Annotated in this window: 14 protein-coding genes; 6 read left to right on the top strand and 8 right to left on the bottom strand. The window is 31.3% G+C overall.

The window, feature by feature from the left end; translation table 11 throughout:
• The first annotated feature begins 71 nt into the window (after positions 1-71).
• The gene (locus DFR54_RS09765; RefSeq protein ID WP_114290058.1) at positions 72-827 is read left to right on the top strand and encodes an ABC transporter ATP-binding protein; all 756 of its coding nucleotides are present in this window, start codon (positions 72-74) and stop codon (positions 825-827) included.
• Positions 814-2,400, top strand: coding sequence for a hypothetical protein (locus tag DFR54_RS09760; RefSeq protein WP_114290057.1), 1,587 nt, complete (start codon positions 814-816; stop codon positions 2,398-2,400). Before DFR54_RS09765 ends, DFR54_RS09760 begins: the two co-directional genes overlap by 14 nt.
• Before the next feature lie 244 nt (positions 2,401-2,644).
• Here the strand turns inward: DFR54_RS09760 and DFR54_RS09755 are convergent, their stop codons facing one another.
• Positions 2,645-3,268, bottom strand: a complete 624-nt coding sequence (locus DFR54_RS09755) for a DUF5052 family protein (protein ID WP_114290056.1) — start codon at positions 3,266-3,268, stop codon at positions 2,645-2,647.
• A 68-nt stretch (positions 3,269-3,336) separates the two neighbouring features.
• Complete coding sequence (locus tag DFR54_RS09750; protein WP_114290055.1) at positions 3,337-3,921, bottom strand: uracil-DNA glycosylase family protein; 585 nt, start codon at positions 3,919-3,921, stop codon at positions 3,337-3,339.
• Between the two features lie 221 nt (positions 3,922-4,142).
• Here DFR54_RS09750 and DFR54_RS13405 point away from each other — a divergent pair, with 221 nt between their 5' ends.
• The 3 genes from DFR54_RS13405 to DFR54_RS13475 all read left to right on the top strand — a co-directional run bounded on the left by DFR54_RS13405 (position 4,143) and on the right by DFR54_RS13475 (position 6,508).
• The gene (locus DFR54_RS13405; RefSeq protein ID WP_240929140.1) at positions 4,143-4,352 is read left to right on the top strand and encodes a TetR/AcrR family transcriptional regulator; all 210 of its coding nucleotides are present in this window, start codon (positions 4,143-4,145) and stop codon (positions 4,350-4,352) included.
• A 345-nt stretch (positions 4,353-4,697) separates the two neighbouring features.
• A complete protein-coding gene (locus tag DFR54_RS13480; protein ID WP_282957107.1) occupies positions 4,698-5,045 on the top strand; it encodes an SDR family oxidoreductase in 348 nt (115 codons plus the stop codon).
• Positions 5,046-5,071: 26 nt separating this feature from the next.
• Positions 5,072-6,508, top strand: coding sequence for an alpha/beta fold hydrolase (locus tag DFR54_RS13475; protein WP_282957106.1), 1,437 nt, complete (start codon positions 5,072-5,074; stop codon positions 6,506-6,508).
• A gap of 183 nt (positions 6,509-6,691) precedes the next feature.
• Here DFR54_RS13475 and rlmH read toward each other — a convergent pair whose 3' ends face one another.
• The gene (gene rlmH / locus DFR54_RS09735) at positions 6,692-7,171 is read right to left on the bottom strand and encodes a 23S rRNA (pseudouridine(1915)-N(3))-methyltransferase RlmH (RefSeq protein WP_114290054.1); all 480 of its coding nucleotides are present in this window, start codon (positions 7,169-7,171) and stop codon (positions 6,692-6,694) included.
• 330 nt (positions 7,172-7,501) lie between these two features.
• Here rlmH and DFR54_RS09730 point away from each other — a divergent pair, with 330 nt between their 5' ends.
• A complete protein-coding gene (locus tag DFR54_RS09730) occupies positions 7,502-8,863 on the top strand; it encodes a S1C family serine protease (protein WP_114290053.1) in 1,362 nt (453 codons plus the stop codon).
• A 50-nt stretch (positions 8,864-8,913) separates the two neighbouring features.
• Here the strand turns inward: DFR54_RS09730 and DFR54_RS09725 are convergent, their stop codons facing one another.
• Genes DFR54_RS09725 through yycF form a run of 5 tightly spaced genes read right to left on the bottom strand, consistent with a single transcriptional unit; the run spans position 8,914 to position 14,423 of the window.
• Positions 8,914-9,711, bottom strand: a complete 798-nt coding sequence (locus tag DFR54_RS09725) for an MBL fold metallo-hydrolase (protein ID WP_086342140.1) — start codon at positions 9,709-9,711, stop codon at positions 8,914-8,916.
• Between the two features lie 56 nt (positions 9,712-9,767).
• Positions 9,768-10,598 carry a two-component system regulatory protein YycI gene (locus DFR54_RS09720; RefSeq protein ID WP_114290052.1) on the bottom strand — a complete coding sequence of 277 codons (831 nt, stop codon included), beginning with the start codon at positions 10,596-10,598 and terminating at the stop codon, positions 9,768-9,770.
• Positions 10,598-11,881 carry a YycH family regulatory protein gene (locus DFR54_RS09715; RefSeq protein ID WP_114290051.1) on the bottom strand — a complete coding sequence of 428 codons (1,284 nt, stop codon included), beginning with the start codon at positions 11,879-11,881 and terminating at the stop codon, positions 10,598-10,600. The genes DFR54_RS09720 and DFR54_RS09715 overlap by 1 nt, the downstream gene beginning before the upstream one ends.
• A complete protein-coding gene (gene walK, locus DFR54_RS09710; protein WP_114290128.1) occupies positions 11,878-13,704 on the bottom strand; it encodes a cell wall metabolism sensor histidine kinase WalK in 1,827 nt (608 codons plus the stop codon). The genes DFR54_RS09715 and walK overlap by 4 nt, the downstream gene beginning before the upstream one ends.
• A 14-nt stretch (positions 13,705-13,718) precedes the next feature.
• A complete protein-coding gene (yycF, locus tag DFR54_RS09705) occupies positions 13,719-14,423 on the bottom strand; it encodes a response regulator YycF (RefSeq protein WP_086342136.1) in 705 nt (234 codons plus the stop codon).
• Between the last annotated feature and the right edge of the window lie 390 nt (positions 14,424-14,813).

The following is a 14,813-nucleotide window of genomic DNA, read 5'->3' as shown; positions in this document are numbered from 1 at the left end:
AACAAATGTCATTTATTGCCTAGAAAGTGTATAATATTAGGTAATAAATTCGAAAAATGGGGTTGTTTAATATGATTATATTCGAAAATGTACAGAAAAAATATGGAACAAAGGAAGCGTTAAAAGGTTTAACATTAACAATACCGGAGGGGAAAATATTTGGTTTTTTAGGTCATAACGGGGCTGGTAAATCAACCACAATTAAAAGTTTGGTAAGTATTATTATGCCGACATCTGGTGAGATTACCGTTGATGGTAAGTCATTAAAGGAAAATCGTTTAGAAATTAAGAAAAGAATAGGTTATGTTCCTGATACACCTAATATGTTTTTACAACTAACTGCAATGGAATATTGGAACTTAGTCGCTGCAGCTTTTGATTTAAGTGAAGTAGAAAAAAATCAGAAAATAAATAACTTAGCATCACTTTTTGAAATTAGACAGCAAGTTAATAATGAAATCGATAGTTTTTCTCATGGGATGAGGCAAAAAGTAATTGTCATTGGTGCTCTTTTATCTAATCCAGATATTTGGATTTTGGATGAACCAATGCAAGGATTAGATCCACAAGCAGCTTTTGATTTAAAACAACTTATGCGAGAACATGCAGCTCAAGGAAACACGGTTATTTTCTCGACACATAATTTAGATACGGCTGAGCAGTTATGTGATGAGTTAGCAATCTTGAAGAAAGGTGAATTGATTTATAACGGCTCTGTTGAAGACTTGTTGAAAGAATATCCAGAGGAATCACTTGAAACGATTTATTTAGAGATGGCTGGACGCAAACAAGAAGAGAAGGAGTTGAATGTTGATGACACTCTTTAAAAGACAATTACTTTCTTTGTTTAAAGTGAATTTAATATATGCCAATCCTCAAGTAACAGCTCAACTTAGAAAAAAGGGAAAACAAGGAGATGAAATTTTTAAAAGTATTATGATTCAACAAGTGATGCTAAGTTGTATATTTACTTTTGTTTATGGCATGAACATGTTTATGATTAATTTTAGTCAGTTTCCTGGATACTTTACTTATTATTTAGGCATATTTAGTATTTTAGGATTTTCTCAAGGTGTCTTTGTTGTTTATAATGTCTATTTTGATAGTAAAGACATTGAAGATTATTTACCTTTACCTTTTTCCGAGCGAAGTGTTTTTTTAGCTAAGTTTTTATCTGTGGGATTTTTTATTATTCCATTTATGCTACCAATTTTGGCATTATTTATCTTAACAGCATTTAGAAGTTCAATTTCAATTTTCTTAATGTTACCATTTAGCTTACTTTTGTTCGTTTTGTTTTTTATCCTTTATTTAGAGTTAGTCACTTATTTTGTTTCACTGTTAATTCAGACCAAGGTGTTTCAAAAGTTTAAAACAACATTAACAACACTACTCATGTTTATTCCAACAGTAGGAATGTTAGTTGGTATTCTGTATATGAACCAAAAGCAATCAACAATTAGTGATATGAGCCAGTTGAAAGACCAACAAGTAATTTCTATATTAAAACCATTTCATCAATTAATTGTGGCACCATTTTCTTTAGATGCACTAATAGGATTTCTAATTATTGTTGCCTTAGTTGCCTTGTTTGGTATGTTAATTAAAGAAAAAACACTACCTAAAATCAGAAATCAAGTAACAACAAATACTCAAAAAAAGAAAAAAACAGTCTATAAATCATTAAGAAAACAACTAATTTCTTATCATTTTAGTTTAATTAAAAATCCAACGCTACAACTGCAAATTTTGTCAGGTTTATTTATCTTTCCAATAGTTATTATTTTCCCATTTTTTGCGAATGGCACCGAATTTTTAGCCGAATTAGGGACTCATTACTTTGCTTTATTCTTTGTTATGGGAATCATTTTTGCCATAATGACATTAGGAATTAATTCTTTAGCAAGTGTGATTATCTCTTTAGACCAAGATAACCTAATGTTTATTAAGTCCTTACCTATTTCTTTTAAAAACTATATTAAACTGAAATACTATTTTGCTTTTGCGGTCCAATTTGTCTCACTCTTTTTGATTATGTTAGTAGGCGGTTTAGTGTTAAAATTGTCAATTATTTTAATTATCGCCTTAATCTTCGGTGCTTTTATGGGTTGCTTAGTAGGTACTTCTCATTTTATTCGTGATGATTGGAGACATCTCTCACTTAATTGGACTAATATCAACCAATTATTTAACCGAGGTTCAGGTACTTTTAAAATTATGGGAACTATGTTTGGAACCATGATTATAGGTGGAATTAGTATCTTCCTTCTTTATACTGTAACAAGCACAGTAGATGATCCTAGGTTCCTTAATGTGGTAATTTTAGGTGCAATAAGTCTGTTAGTTGTATTGTATCAACTGCGAATTAAAAAAATCTTTTGGGATAAAATAGAGGGATAAAGGAAACGACGGAAAAAGATATTTTGAATTTATTAGATTTTCAAAATAAAATTATGTTAAATGTTTTTAGATTTAGTTTCTAAAAGTCGTAGATGGTACAGTGTCAATGAAATTAGCATTTAGCTAAATGTAAACTTAATTCTTTTGGTCATAGAAAAAAACTCCCTTTAAAATAGTCTAGAAATTTTTGTTTTTCTAGTGTCTACTTTTAAAGGGAGTATATCAATGTGAGGAATAGTTTTTACTAGTTTTCCAGCAGTAATTTATTATCATAAACTGTATAATCGCATCGGTAAACAAACAGACGTTTTCCATCAATTAAAAAATTAGTTGATGATGGGACATCTGTGTCTGACATTCGAATACTATCTCCCGTAAAGGTTGCCAGTGGTGAACCATTTTGACTTCTAATTAAGATAGTTTTTGATTTTCCTGTAAAATCATTTTGAAATTCATTTACCATGCTATTTAACATTGGAACCGACTTGTTTTGGTTATCAATTTTAACTGTTTTAGCATATTCTTCAAAGACATTGGTCATACCGTCTTCGTAAGCAATTAAAGAAGATCCCACATGAGTCATATTCTCTCCACCAACTGTGATAGAAAGTACTTTCGATTCTTTTCTTGTTTCTCCTTCTGAATCTTTACGATCAAAAGTTGTATCTTTTTCAATTTTGACAGACTTTCCTTTAATTGAATCAATTAACTGTGAGTCATTATCATAAGTTTGAATCACCATGTCCAATCCTTTAAAATCCTGTTTGAAATCTTTTCCCCAATTAAGAAGATCAGTACATCCTGAGAGTAATACTGTCAATAAAACTAATACTGGTAAAGTTTTTAATAGTTTAGATATTTTTTTCATTGTTATTAGTTACCTCCATTTTATATACAAGTATTATAACTGATTAGTAGTAGGTACTCTATGTCTTTTTAGTTTTCCAATATCTCATGAACTTTTTCTCTTAGAACTGGGACAATCTTTTCTTCAAAATTAGGATTATTCTTAAACCAGCGAAAATTTAAAGGCGATGAGTGAACAATAGGAAAATATTTTGGTAAATATTCTTCATAGGCAAACACTGTTTCAGTTAAATTCTTATGCACATTTTTACCAAGATAGTATTTTTGGGCATATGAACCCATCAAGATAATTAATTCCACATCGGGCATCTCTTTTAGTAACAATGGATGCCATTTAGCAGCAAAAACTTTCCTTGGAGGTAAATCTCCAGCTTTAGCTTTTCCTGGAAAATAAAAATCTAAAGGTAAAACAGAAATTTTTCCTGACTCATAAAAAATTTCTTCTGATACACCCATCCACTCACGCAATTTTTCACCACTTTTATCTCTAAATACTTCCTTACGTTCTTGTGTTTTGATTCCTGGTGCTTGACCAATTATCACTATTTTTGCTTTTGGGTTGGCTAGAAAAACAGGTTGCCATCCCTGTTTTAAAAAGTTTTGATTAGCAGGATCATTTATTATTTGTTCTCTGATAAAATCTATCTGATTCATAATATAACCTCCATTACTAATTTTAATTTAGATTTTATTATCTACTAACCAACCTACTCCTTAATTATATTTTTGTCCATAAAAAAGAAAATAAATTCCTTACATTTTTATTTTTAGTACTATATAGTTCTAGTACGACAAAACATAAAGTATTAAACAAAGAACATGTCGTTGAAGTTGCTGCTCGATTATTTTTTGAAAAAGGATTTATTTATACCAGCATGGATGAAATTGTGAAAGTTAGCAATGTTTCTAAATCCAATGTTTATTATCATTTCGCTAATAAAGATGAACTCTTAGATGCTGCCATTGATTATTGGATTAATTCTTATCAAAAAGATTTAGAACTTATCCTCTCTCAAACCAAATTTTCCGTTGAACAGAAAATTTTACTTTTTCTAGAAAATCTTTCAACAGGAATAAAAAAGTAGAGATTCACAAGGCGGTTGTCTTTTCATTACATTAGCCATTCAAGCTCCTAATGAAGCAAATTCTGTAAAAGAAAAAATGGCTTATTTTTTTTACAGGACTAACCTCTATTTGCGAAAATTTGATTAGAGAAGGAATTGAAAAGAAAGAATTTAAACAAGAGGTAAATCCTTAAGAAATTGCTAACTTGTTTATTACAAATTTAGAAGGAGCTCTATTTTTAGCAGAAATAAAAAAAGATAATAGCATCATAACAACTACAGCTAAACAATTATTTAAATTACTCGTTTAAGAGTAATTTTTTTAAACTAAATTAGTACTTATCAGTACTAAAAGGAGATTTAATTATGAATGTATTAATTATTGGATCTACAGGATTCATCGGTAAAGAGGTTGTTAAACAACTAGCTGACAAAGATATCAACTTACCCCTCCTTGTTAGGAACAAGGAAAAAGCTAAGCATCTACAAAAATTCAATAAATCTAAAATACAATTAATTACTGGAGATTTAACTTTACCAAATTTAGGTTTAAGTTTTAAAGACAAAGAAATAGCTCTTTCTTGCAACTCCATTATTCATTGTGGTGGACCTATGGATATAACTTTAACGAAAGAGGATGCCAAAACAGCCTTTTTAAATGGAGCTAAACATGTAGCAGATTTAGCAAAAGTAATTCATAAAAAAATGGAATAAAACAATTTATTCATATAGTTGGATATATGAGTCCTTTTTCTGATAATCCAAATAACTGGTTAGATCTCAACGTTTTTGAAGAAACTCATCCATTACTACTAAATGATTCTTACTATGAGCAGATGAAATTTCAAGCTGATATTTTAATTAGACAAATTACTCTAGAAAAGAATATCCCACTTATTGTTATTAATCCTCCGACTGTTATCGGTAATAAAGACACTGGAGAAACTGAGCAATTAGCTGGATTTGGACTATTTATGAAAATAATTCGAAAAGGTTTACTGCCGATTATTCCTGGTAGAGAAGATTATCGTTTACCTGTTATTCATCGAGATGTGCTAGCAAATTTCATCGTTGATTCTTTACTCAAATCAGTCAACGAATCTGCTACCTACACTTTAGTTCAAAATAAAAATGAAGACATAAAGCTACCAGAATTGATGTCAATCGTATCAAATACGATGAATATGAAAGCACCTAAATTAGTTGTACCTATGCCACTCTTAAAAACCGTAATGACACTTGGTGGGAGTAGAGTAACTGGTGTTTCTAAATCAAGTTTAAATTTCATGACTAAAAGACAATTTAATAATCATCAAGTAACAACTGATTTCCCAGCTATTTTAGTAAAGGAGTTATCAGCTAAGGAATCACTTCCACTTGTAATTGCAGATATTGATTACACTCTTACATTTGGAAACAGAGAGATTGCACCCTTTACACGAAAATCAATTAACCAAACATGTTTTTATTCGTTAAATGGATTAGGAAAAACAATTGTTTTAGTTCATGGTTTACTTAGTGAGGCTTCTGACTTATTTTCATTAGGAATTGAATTAAACAAAAAAACTGGTCGTCCTATTTTGATAGTTGATTTACCTGGATTTGGACGCTCACCATTTAAATCAGATAAAAATATTTTAAATTCATACTTAGATATTATTAAAATAATTCAACAAGAAACTGGAAGTGAATCAACATTTATAGGTCATTCTTTTGGTGCTGCTCTCTTGCTTTATGCTTATGAAAATAAAATTTTATTACCTAATCAACAACTTATTTTATTACAGCCTCCTGTCCAAAAAATAGCGGCTAGTCTTCCACTTTGGATGAACAGAATAGTATTAAAAGCAGCAAGCACAAAACAATTATCAAAGCATTTTATGAAACAAGGGTTGTTTTCAGTAGAAGAAGAAATTCCTGATACTTACTTTCAGAATTTAAATAAAAGTTTTAGCTCCCCTAGAATTTTAAATACTAATTTACTACTTAATAATAAACTGCAAGAATTGACTTTTAACCTATCTCTAAGTGAAAATATTTACAGTATTTGGGGAACAGAAGATAAAAGTTACACTAAGCCAAATAATTTTAATGTTATTGCTACTCTTTTTTCTGGACATCATTTCCCCATTAGCCAACCCTTAAAAACAGCAGCAATTATTGAAGAGTTGGTTTAAAAAATACAAAAAGTGATTAGTCGATGACCTATTAATCACTTTTTATAAACATTAAAATTGTTCCTTTTCATAATCTTGTCTATAGTTTAGGCTGTATAATTTTATTTTCCATTACTTTTAATAGAGCATAATATCGATAATTATTTAGTAACCTAGCTTTATTATTGATTTATAAAAACCTCATCATTTATGATATGCATGTCCATTAATTATCCTAAAACAACGATAAATTTGTTCTGTTAAGATAAGTCGCATTAATTGGTGTGGATAAGTTAGTCTACCAAATGAAATTTGAGCATTACTACGTTTCATAACTTCATCTGATAAACCTAGTGAACCACCAATAACAAAAGCAAATGAACTTGTTCCTCGTGTTGACAAACTATCTAATTGTTCTGCAAATCCTTCTGATGTGATTTCTTTTCCTTGAATAGCTAGAGCGTAAACATAATCACCATCTGAGATTTTAGATAAGATTTTTTGCCCTTCTTTTTCTTTTACTTGTAACATCTCTGCATCGCTTAGGTTTTCTGGTGCTTTTTCATCAGGTACTTCAATAATTTCAAACTTACAGTACTTACCTAATCTTTTTTCATATTCAGCTATTCCTTGTTTTAAATATTTTTCTTTTAATTTTCCTACTGCAATAATCTTAATTTTCATAATTGTTCGTCCTTCTCATTTATTTTTACTTATGCACAAAGTTATACACATTCATCCACAGTTTTATCCACACTAATATGACTTTTTTACGGCTCTTCATCCTAGTTATCCACTAACTTGTGGATAAACCATGTGTATAAGTCTTAATTTGTGTTTCTCAATTTCTACATTTTTCATGGTTAATTCATTATTTTTAAGTTAAAAAAGTGTAATTTAACAAAAGTTCTTCACTTTTTTTTCAAAATTGAGAGTTAGACTATAGTCAATAAACAAATTATAATAAATATAGATAAGTAATTAAAGGAGGAAAGGTGTTAATCACCGAAAAATATGAGAAAAGACGTTACCCCTGAAAAACAAAATAGAAAAGCACAAGACAAAAATCAATTTGTGCGTAACAAACGTAGTAATGATTCTTACATGAAACGCTTTGGTGTTTCTTTACTTGCTGGTGCTTTAGGCGGAATGCTTGTATTAGGTGGTTATTCTGTCATTGATAGTAATAGTAATAACTCTAATAAACAACAAGCTTCTGAAACAATTAAAGACACTGGTAAAACAAAAGTTCAAAGTACTAATGTTGATTTAAAAACTGATGTAACTGAAGCTGTGAATAAAGTTTCTGACGCTGTTGTATCTGTAACAACTCTTCAAAAACAACAATCTCAATTATCTGATTTAGAAAGAATTTTTGGTCCTGCCGGAGATAGTAAAGAAAATGACGGACAACTTGCTGAAGCTAGTGAAGGTAGTGGTGTCATTTATCGTAAAGATGGTGACAAAGCTTATATCGTCACTAATAATCACGTTGTTGCTGGTGCTGATGCTATAAGTATTCTTTTAAACAGTGGACAAAAAGTAGATGCTAAAATTGTTGGCACTGACGTTTATAGTGATTTGGCTGTTCTTGAAATTCCTTCTGAATATGTAACTGCTGTTGCTGAATTTGCTGATTCTGATGAAGTGAAAGTTGGTCAAACTGCTCTTGCTATGGGGTCTCCACTTGGTTCAAGTTTCTCTAACTCAGTTTCTCAAGGGATTGTTTCTGCAAAAGATAGAATGATTAGTAACCAAACTGATGATGGTCAATTAATTAATAGTAATGCTATCCAAACAGATGCTGCCATTAATCCTGGTAACTCTGGTGGTGCTTTGGTTAACATTAACGGCCAAGTAATTGGTATCAACTCAAGTAAAATTGCTCAAGCTGCTTCTGGTGTTTCTGCAGAAGGAATGGGATTTGCGATTCCAAGTAACGATGTGGTTAAAATTATTAACCAACTAGAACAAGGTAAAGCTGTTGTTCGCCCTATGCTTGGTGTTTCAATGATTGATTTAACTGCTATTAGTTCTGAAGAAAGAGCAAGTGTTTTAGGCCTTAAAGGTAATGAGGTAGAAAACGGTGTGATTGTCGGTTCTGTGGAAAAAGATTCTCCTGCTGAAAAAGCTGGTATCAAAAAATACGATGTCATTACAGCACTTGATGGTCAAGCAATTAGTTCAAGATCTGAACTCCAAGCTGTTTTATACCAAAAACAAATTGGTGATAAATTAGAAGTGACTTATTACCGAGACGGTTCTAAAAAAACTGCTAACGTCACTCTTGATCAAGACTCAAGTAAATTATTAGAAAAACAAGAAAAACAAAAAGAAGAAGCTGCTTCTAGCGAAAAAAGTATCTTCAATCAATAACAAAAAAAGAGAAGCTTAAGTATTTTGATTACTTAAGCTTCTCTTTTTATTTAAATTGCAAATAAGTCACAAGCTTTATCTGGATCTGTGTCCAAAACTTTAACTTGTTTATAAACATCCACATCATGCTTAATCAAAGCATCTGTCATTGTCATATGAGCAATTTCTTTTAAGTTGTTTTCACGACTTAAATGTCCTAAATAAATTCGTTTGGTTTTATCTCCAATGACATCTGTTGCTACAAGAGCCCCGTCTTCATTAGACAAATGTCCCTTATCACTCAATATGCGTTGTTTAGTGCTCCAAGGATAACTTCCCATTCGAAGCATACCTAAGTCATGATTGCTCTCCATTAGATAACCGTCAGCATTTTTAATAATACCACGGACTCTGTCACTACAGTAGCCAGTATCAGTTAAGACAACAAATGACTTATTATCTTTATGGAATTGATAAAATTGAGGTTCAGCAGCATCATGAGACACCCCAAAACTTTCAATATCTAAATCACCTAATGTCATGACTTGTCCCATATTAAAGATATTTTTTTGTTCGAAATGAACATCTCCAATTAGGGGCTCCATTGCTTGCCATGTTTTTTCATTAGCAAAAATATCTAATTTATATTTACGTGCAAGTACTCCAACTCCGTGAATATGATCTCGGTGTTCGTGAGTTACTAAAATTCCATCTAAATCTTCTGGTTTTCGGTCTATTTGTCCTAATAAAGTAGTTATTTTTTTTCCACTTAAACCAGCATCTACTAATAGTTTCTTTTTACCTGTTTCAACGTACAAGCAATTTCCAGAACTACCACTTGCAAGGACACTTATTTTAAAATCACTCATCGCTTTCAAGGGCCTTCCTTTCTAATTTAACTGACACCTAGTATATAATACTTTTCCTAATTTTTCACTTCCGACACGTTACCTGATAGAACCGCATTAGAAAAAGCATCAATTCTTTCTACTTGAACGTTATTTTTATTTGTCTCAACTGTAATAAACCAAGCTGGAATATACACATTTTTTTCTCTAACTGTAAAAATCCTTGTATAGCCTAAGTTAATAGATTTAATTTTATTTCCTGATTGTAGCCTATTATTAGTATATAAACTAATCACAGCTTCTCTTTCAGAAATTAAATTTTGAGGATCTCTAAGTGGTTCAATATTACTTAAATGCGTTTGCTCATAGTTATCAATTTCTAAATGCTCAAAATCATTTTTTTGTAATCTTAAAGTCAGCTGAGAGGTCTCATCGTAAAAGGGAATATCTTCCCATTCTTGATGGAATACATATTTTTCTCCCTTTTGGTTTTCAAATTCACTTAAGACATACTCTGAATTATTAAGAACATTTCCTTTTTGAGACACAAATTTCTTCGCTTCTTTTTCCTCGTCAGAATCAGAAATATTATTATCAAATTTTGTCACTAAACTACTTGTTAATTGATTATCACTTACTTGCCATTCTTGATTTTTTAAAGATTCTTTTGCCTCAGCGAAAAGATTTGTTTCCTCAGCAGATAAATAGTAACCTTGCTCAATTTTTTCTGATAAAGAATGAGGAACCTCAATATCATCAGCTCTTAATCTCTCTTCAATGTTTTCTGAAATTGTACCAGTTGAAACAATCTTTTGATCCTTTTCACCTTCTTGATACACATAAAATAAAAACATATTTAAAAACAAGAAAACAACAAGAAAAATTCCTTCTACTCGTTTAAAATCCATTACTCAGCACCCCCTTTTTCAATTAAGGTTGCTGCTGGATACCATGTATCTTCATATTTTACATACCAAGCTGGAACTAAATCCACCACTTGTTTTGTTTCCGCATTAGTTTGCCACTCATAAGCAATTTGAATGTCATCAATTAATGACAAGTCAATGCCTGCTAGAGTTAGATTTTCAATTAATTGCTCAGTTGGAATTAACGTAACAGTTTCCTCAGACGGGATAGGTACTTGGATTGTTTCTTGATTAGTTCTAACAAAAACCGTTTTATTACTTACACCAACTTCTAAACGACCTTTCATATCCTTACCAAAAACTGGGAATCCTTCGATGTAATTTCGGTAGATAATATCTCCCTCTTTAGCATCAAAGTATCTCAATGTCCCTAAAGTGTTTCCTAGGTTTTCAACATATTGGAATGTATCGTAATAGATACTATTTTTCCCTCTATCTTTTCCTGCTTTTAACTTACCAAAATAAGCAACTTCACCTGTATTGGAATGAATATTAAGAGACTCTCCCTCACCATTAAATAAATTTAGGTTATCACTTTCATTAGAGTACAAATCGTTTGGTTGATTGAAAAAAGCACTTGAAAAGGTAGTGAAAGACTGAGTCGCTATAATATAACTATAAGTTTTAAGCTTGACGTCTTCCTGTAAATAATAAACTCCTGCTACATTTTCTGGTGTTAAATTAACTGGTAAATAACTACTTTTCTTATCATCTTCCAGTAATGTTTTAATAGAATTACTGTCTCCTGAAACATCATATTCTACTCCTTGAGTTAGTTCATGATTAACAAAGTAAACTTTATCATTTTCAAGTGAAAAAATAATTCGATTCATCATAAAGTCAGTCATCTTACTAGGAATAGCTAAATCTAATTGACTCATTTCTTCATAGACTTTCAAAGGAAAAGCCTCTGGGAAAAATAAGTTAAAAGAGTTTCCTGCGTAAAGAGCCTCTTGAACCATTTTTTTATCCATTTCTTTTCCATCTTTAAACTCAAAAGCAGTTATCTTTTCATTAATATCTAAAATCACACTCTCTTTATTAGAGTACAAAAACTTATCTTTAGTTTGATGATAAAATAACTTAGTTGGCACATATACATCTGTCATTTTTTTAGCATGAATGACTTTTTCGCTATTGTCTTTAGCTTTATCCGTCAAAGAGCGATTAGCTGGTTTGGTCCAGATTTTATATGACAGGAGTAGACTAAGTAGGATCATCAAGATAAGGCTAATTTTTACAATTCGATCTATGACATGATTCATTCCCACAAGTCCTCCTCATATGGCTCATATGGTAGTGATATAAAGAAAGTTGATCCTCTATTTTCTTCACTCTCTACCCAAATATTTCCTCCATGAGCTTTTACTGATTCTTTTGAAATCGCAAGTCCTAAACCAGAACCACCCATGGCTCTTGATCTAGCTTTATCCACACGGAAAAATCGGTCAAAAACTTTTCCTAGGTTTTGTTTTGGAATACCTAAGCCTTCATCAGATATACTCACAATGACATTTTTATGGGTTTCCAGTAAGCGACATGTAATAGTCCCACCAGCTGGAGAATATTTCATAGCATTATTTAAAATATTATCAAATACTTGAATCATACGGTCGGTGTCAATATCTACCCAAATAGAACGTTTCGTAAATTCACGTTTGATTTCATAATTTTTATCACTATCTTTTATCACCATATCAAAACGGTCTAATACATAATTAAACAACTCATTTAAATTAACTAATTCGCGTTTTAGCTCAATTTTATTAGCATCCATTCGTGATAATTGAAGTAAGTCATTAATCATACGAATCATTCGATTAGTTTCTTCTTGAGTAACTTTTAAAAAGGCTGGCGCCACTTCTGGATCTTGCCAAGCACCATCCACTAAAGCTTCGATATAACTTCTCATACTTGTTAATGGTGTTCTTAATTCGTGAGATACATTCGATACGAATTGTCGGCGTTCTTCTTCGTCTTTTTCTTTTTTGGTTACATCATGAAGTACACACACCAAACCGCTAATAAAACCTGACTCACGCCTAATCATAGAAAATTCAGCTCTTAATAACATTGCCTCATCGATTTTGTCAGAAAAATCAATTAAGATTTCTTCTTGTTCTTCTAAAAGAGTTCTGAAAGTATAATCTTCTTCAATATCTAAAAGAGTTAAGATGGACGTTCCTAAAACATCTTCCATTTTAATTTGCATCAAGTTTAAAGCTGTATCATTGATTAAAATAATATTTCCACGACGATCCGTTCCAATAACACCATCTGTCATATGAGAAAGAACACTATCTAAACGACGTCTTTCAGCATCCATAGTTTCTTGAGCTTCTTCAATTCTTGCAGATACTTCGTTAAAGGTTTCCCCTAATTGACCTAACTCATCTTTTCCGTAAACTTCAACTTGTCTTGAATAATCACCGTTGGCAATCCGAACTGCTTGTTGCTTCATCTCTCCAATTGGTTTAGTGATTGTTCTTGCCACTAAAAGAGCAATAATCAATGAGAAAATAAGGGCAATCATTGAAGCATAGAAAAAGATTAAAGCAATATCACTTACTTGGCGATATTTACTTTCGATATCACTTTTAACATAAAGAAACCCGATTACTGCGTTTCCTGTGGGTGAATAGATTTGTTGAATATTCACATACACACGGTCCCCAGTTACCGGATCTCTTCGCTCTTCTCTTTTTTGAGTGTAAGCATTAAAAGATTCGTAATCATTCTTTTTCCCAACATCTCCTTGAAGACTTGGATCACTTGTTCCAATGACAATACCCTTATCATCAACTAAACGAGCTTCTAAAATATCACTTTTAGAAAACTCAACCAATGTACGTTTTAAGTTATTATCTTTCGGGTTTTCTTTGTATTTGGTTAACTCACTGCTTAAATTCGTTGCTAGAGAATCAACTTGAGAAGTTATGTTATCCTCAAAAGTTTGAATCGTTGAAGACTCTAACTCACGAATAAAAATAGCACCAATAATTTCAATGGAAATCATCAATAACAATACAAAGACTAAAGCAATTTTAAAGTGTACTGAAGAAAAGAAGCGTAATTTTTTCTGCTTCATCATTATCCCACTCTCTAATCTTGCTCAGGGTTACGTAAGTAATACCCTACACCACGACGAGTTACTAACCAAGTTGGATGACTTGGATTATCCTCGATTTTTTCTCTTAAGCGTCTAACTGTAACATCAACTGTACGAACATCACCAAAATAATCATAACCCCATACTGTCTGTAGTAAATGCTCACGAGTCATAACTTGACCAATATGCTTCGCTAAATAATGTAATAATTCAAATTCACGGTGGGTTAATTCGATTGTTTCACCGCGTTTAGAAACCACATACGCATCAGGATGAATCGTTAAAACACCAATGTTTAATTCATTGTTATTTTCCTCTTCAACCTTTGCTGATGTGTTTCCGTGACGTCTTAAGTTTGCTTTCACACGAGCTACTAATTCACGATTTGAGAAAGGTTTTGTTACATAGTCATCAGCACCTAATTCTAGACCTAGTACTTTATCAATTTCTGAATCTTTTGCCGTGACCATAATAATTGGTGTGTCGTAATTTTTACGTACTTCACGACAAACTTCTAAACCATCCATTTTAGGTAACATTAAGTCTAATAAGATTAAATCAGGTTCAACCTCACTTACCATCTCAACTGCTTCTTCCCCGTCAAAGGCTGTAAAAACTTCATAACCTTCTTTACTTAAATTAAATTTAACAATATCTGAAATTGGTTTTTCATCGTCAACTACTAATATTTTCTTCATTATAAAAACCTCCTTGAATTTAACATTCTCTTTTGACTCATTATTATTATACAACATTTTTCAATCTATCAAAAATTTTATCACATACTGCTCTAGCTTTCCTTTGTTTCTCCTATTTCTTTGTCTCTTTTTTGTCAAAAAAGCCATTTTCTGCTTATAGATGAGTAAAATATGAATTCGAAATAATGTTGATTTAACAAGCTTTAACTTTAATTAATTTCTCATTAATTAAAAAAACAAGCTTTTATGTTGTCAGTTTAATAGTTATGTTTTAAGCTATTGGTATAAGTTAATTGGTTGTATAATTTTTGATGTGGATGAAGAAATTCATTCGCATCTATTTTTTTACAAAATAATAGAAACATACGAACTTTCCCGTTAAAATTAAAG

Source organism: Vagococcus fluvialis (assembly GCF_003337315.1).
Taxonomy (GTDB): Bacteria; Bacillota; Bacilli; order Lactobacillales; family Vagococcaceae; genus Vagococcus; species Vagococcus fluvialis.
The sequence above is the reverse complement of the archived record's forward strand: the minus strand, read 5'-3'. Positions and strand labels throughout refer to the sequence as shown.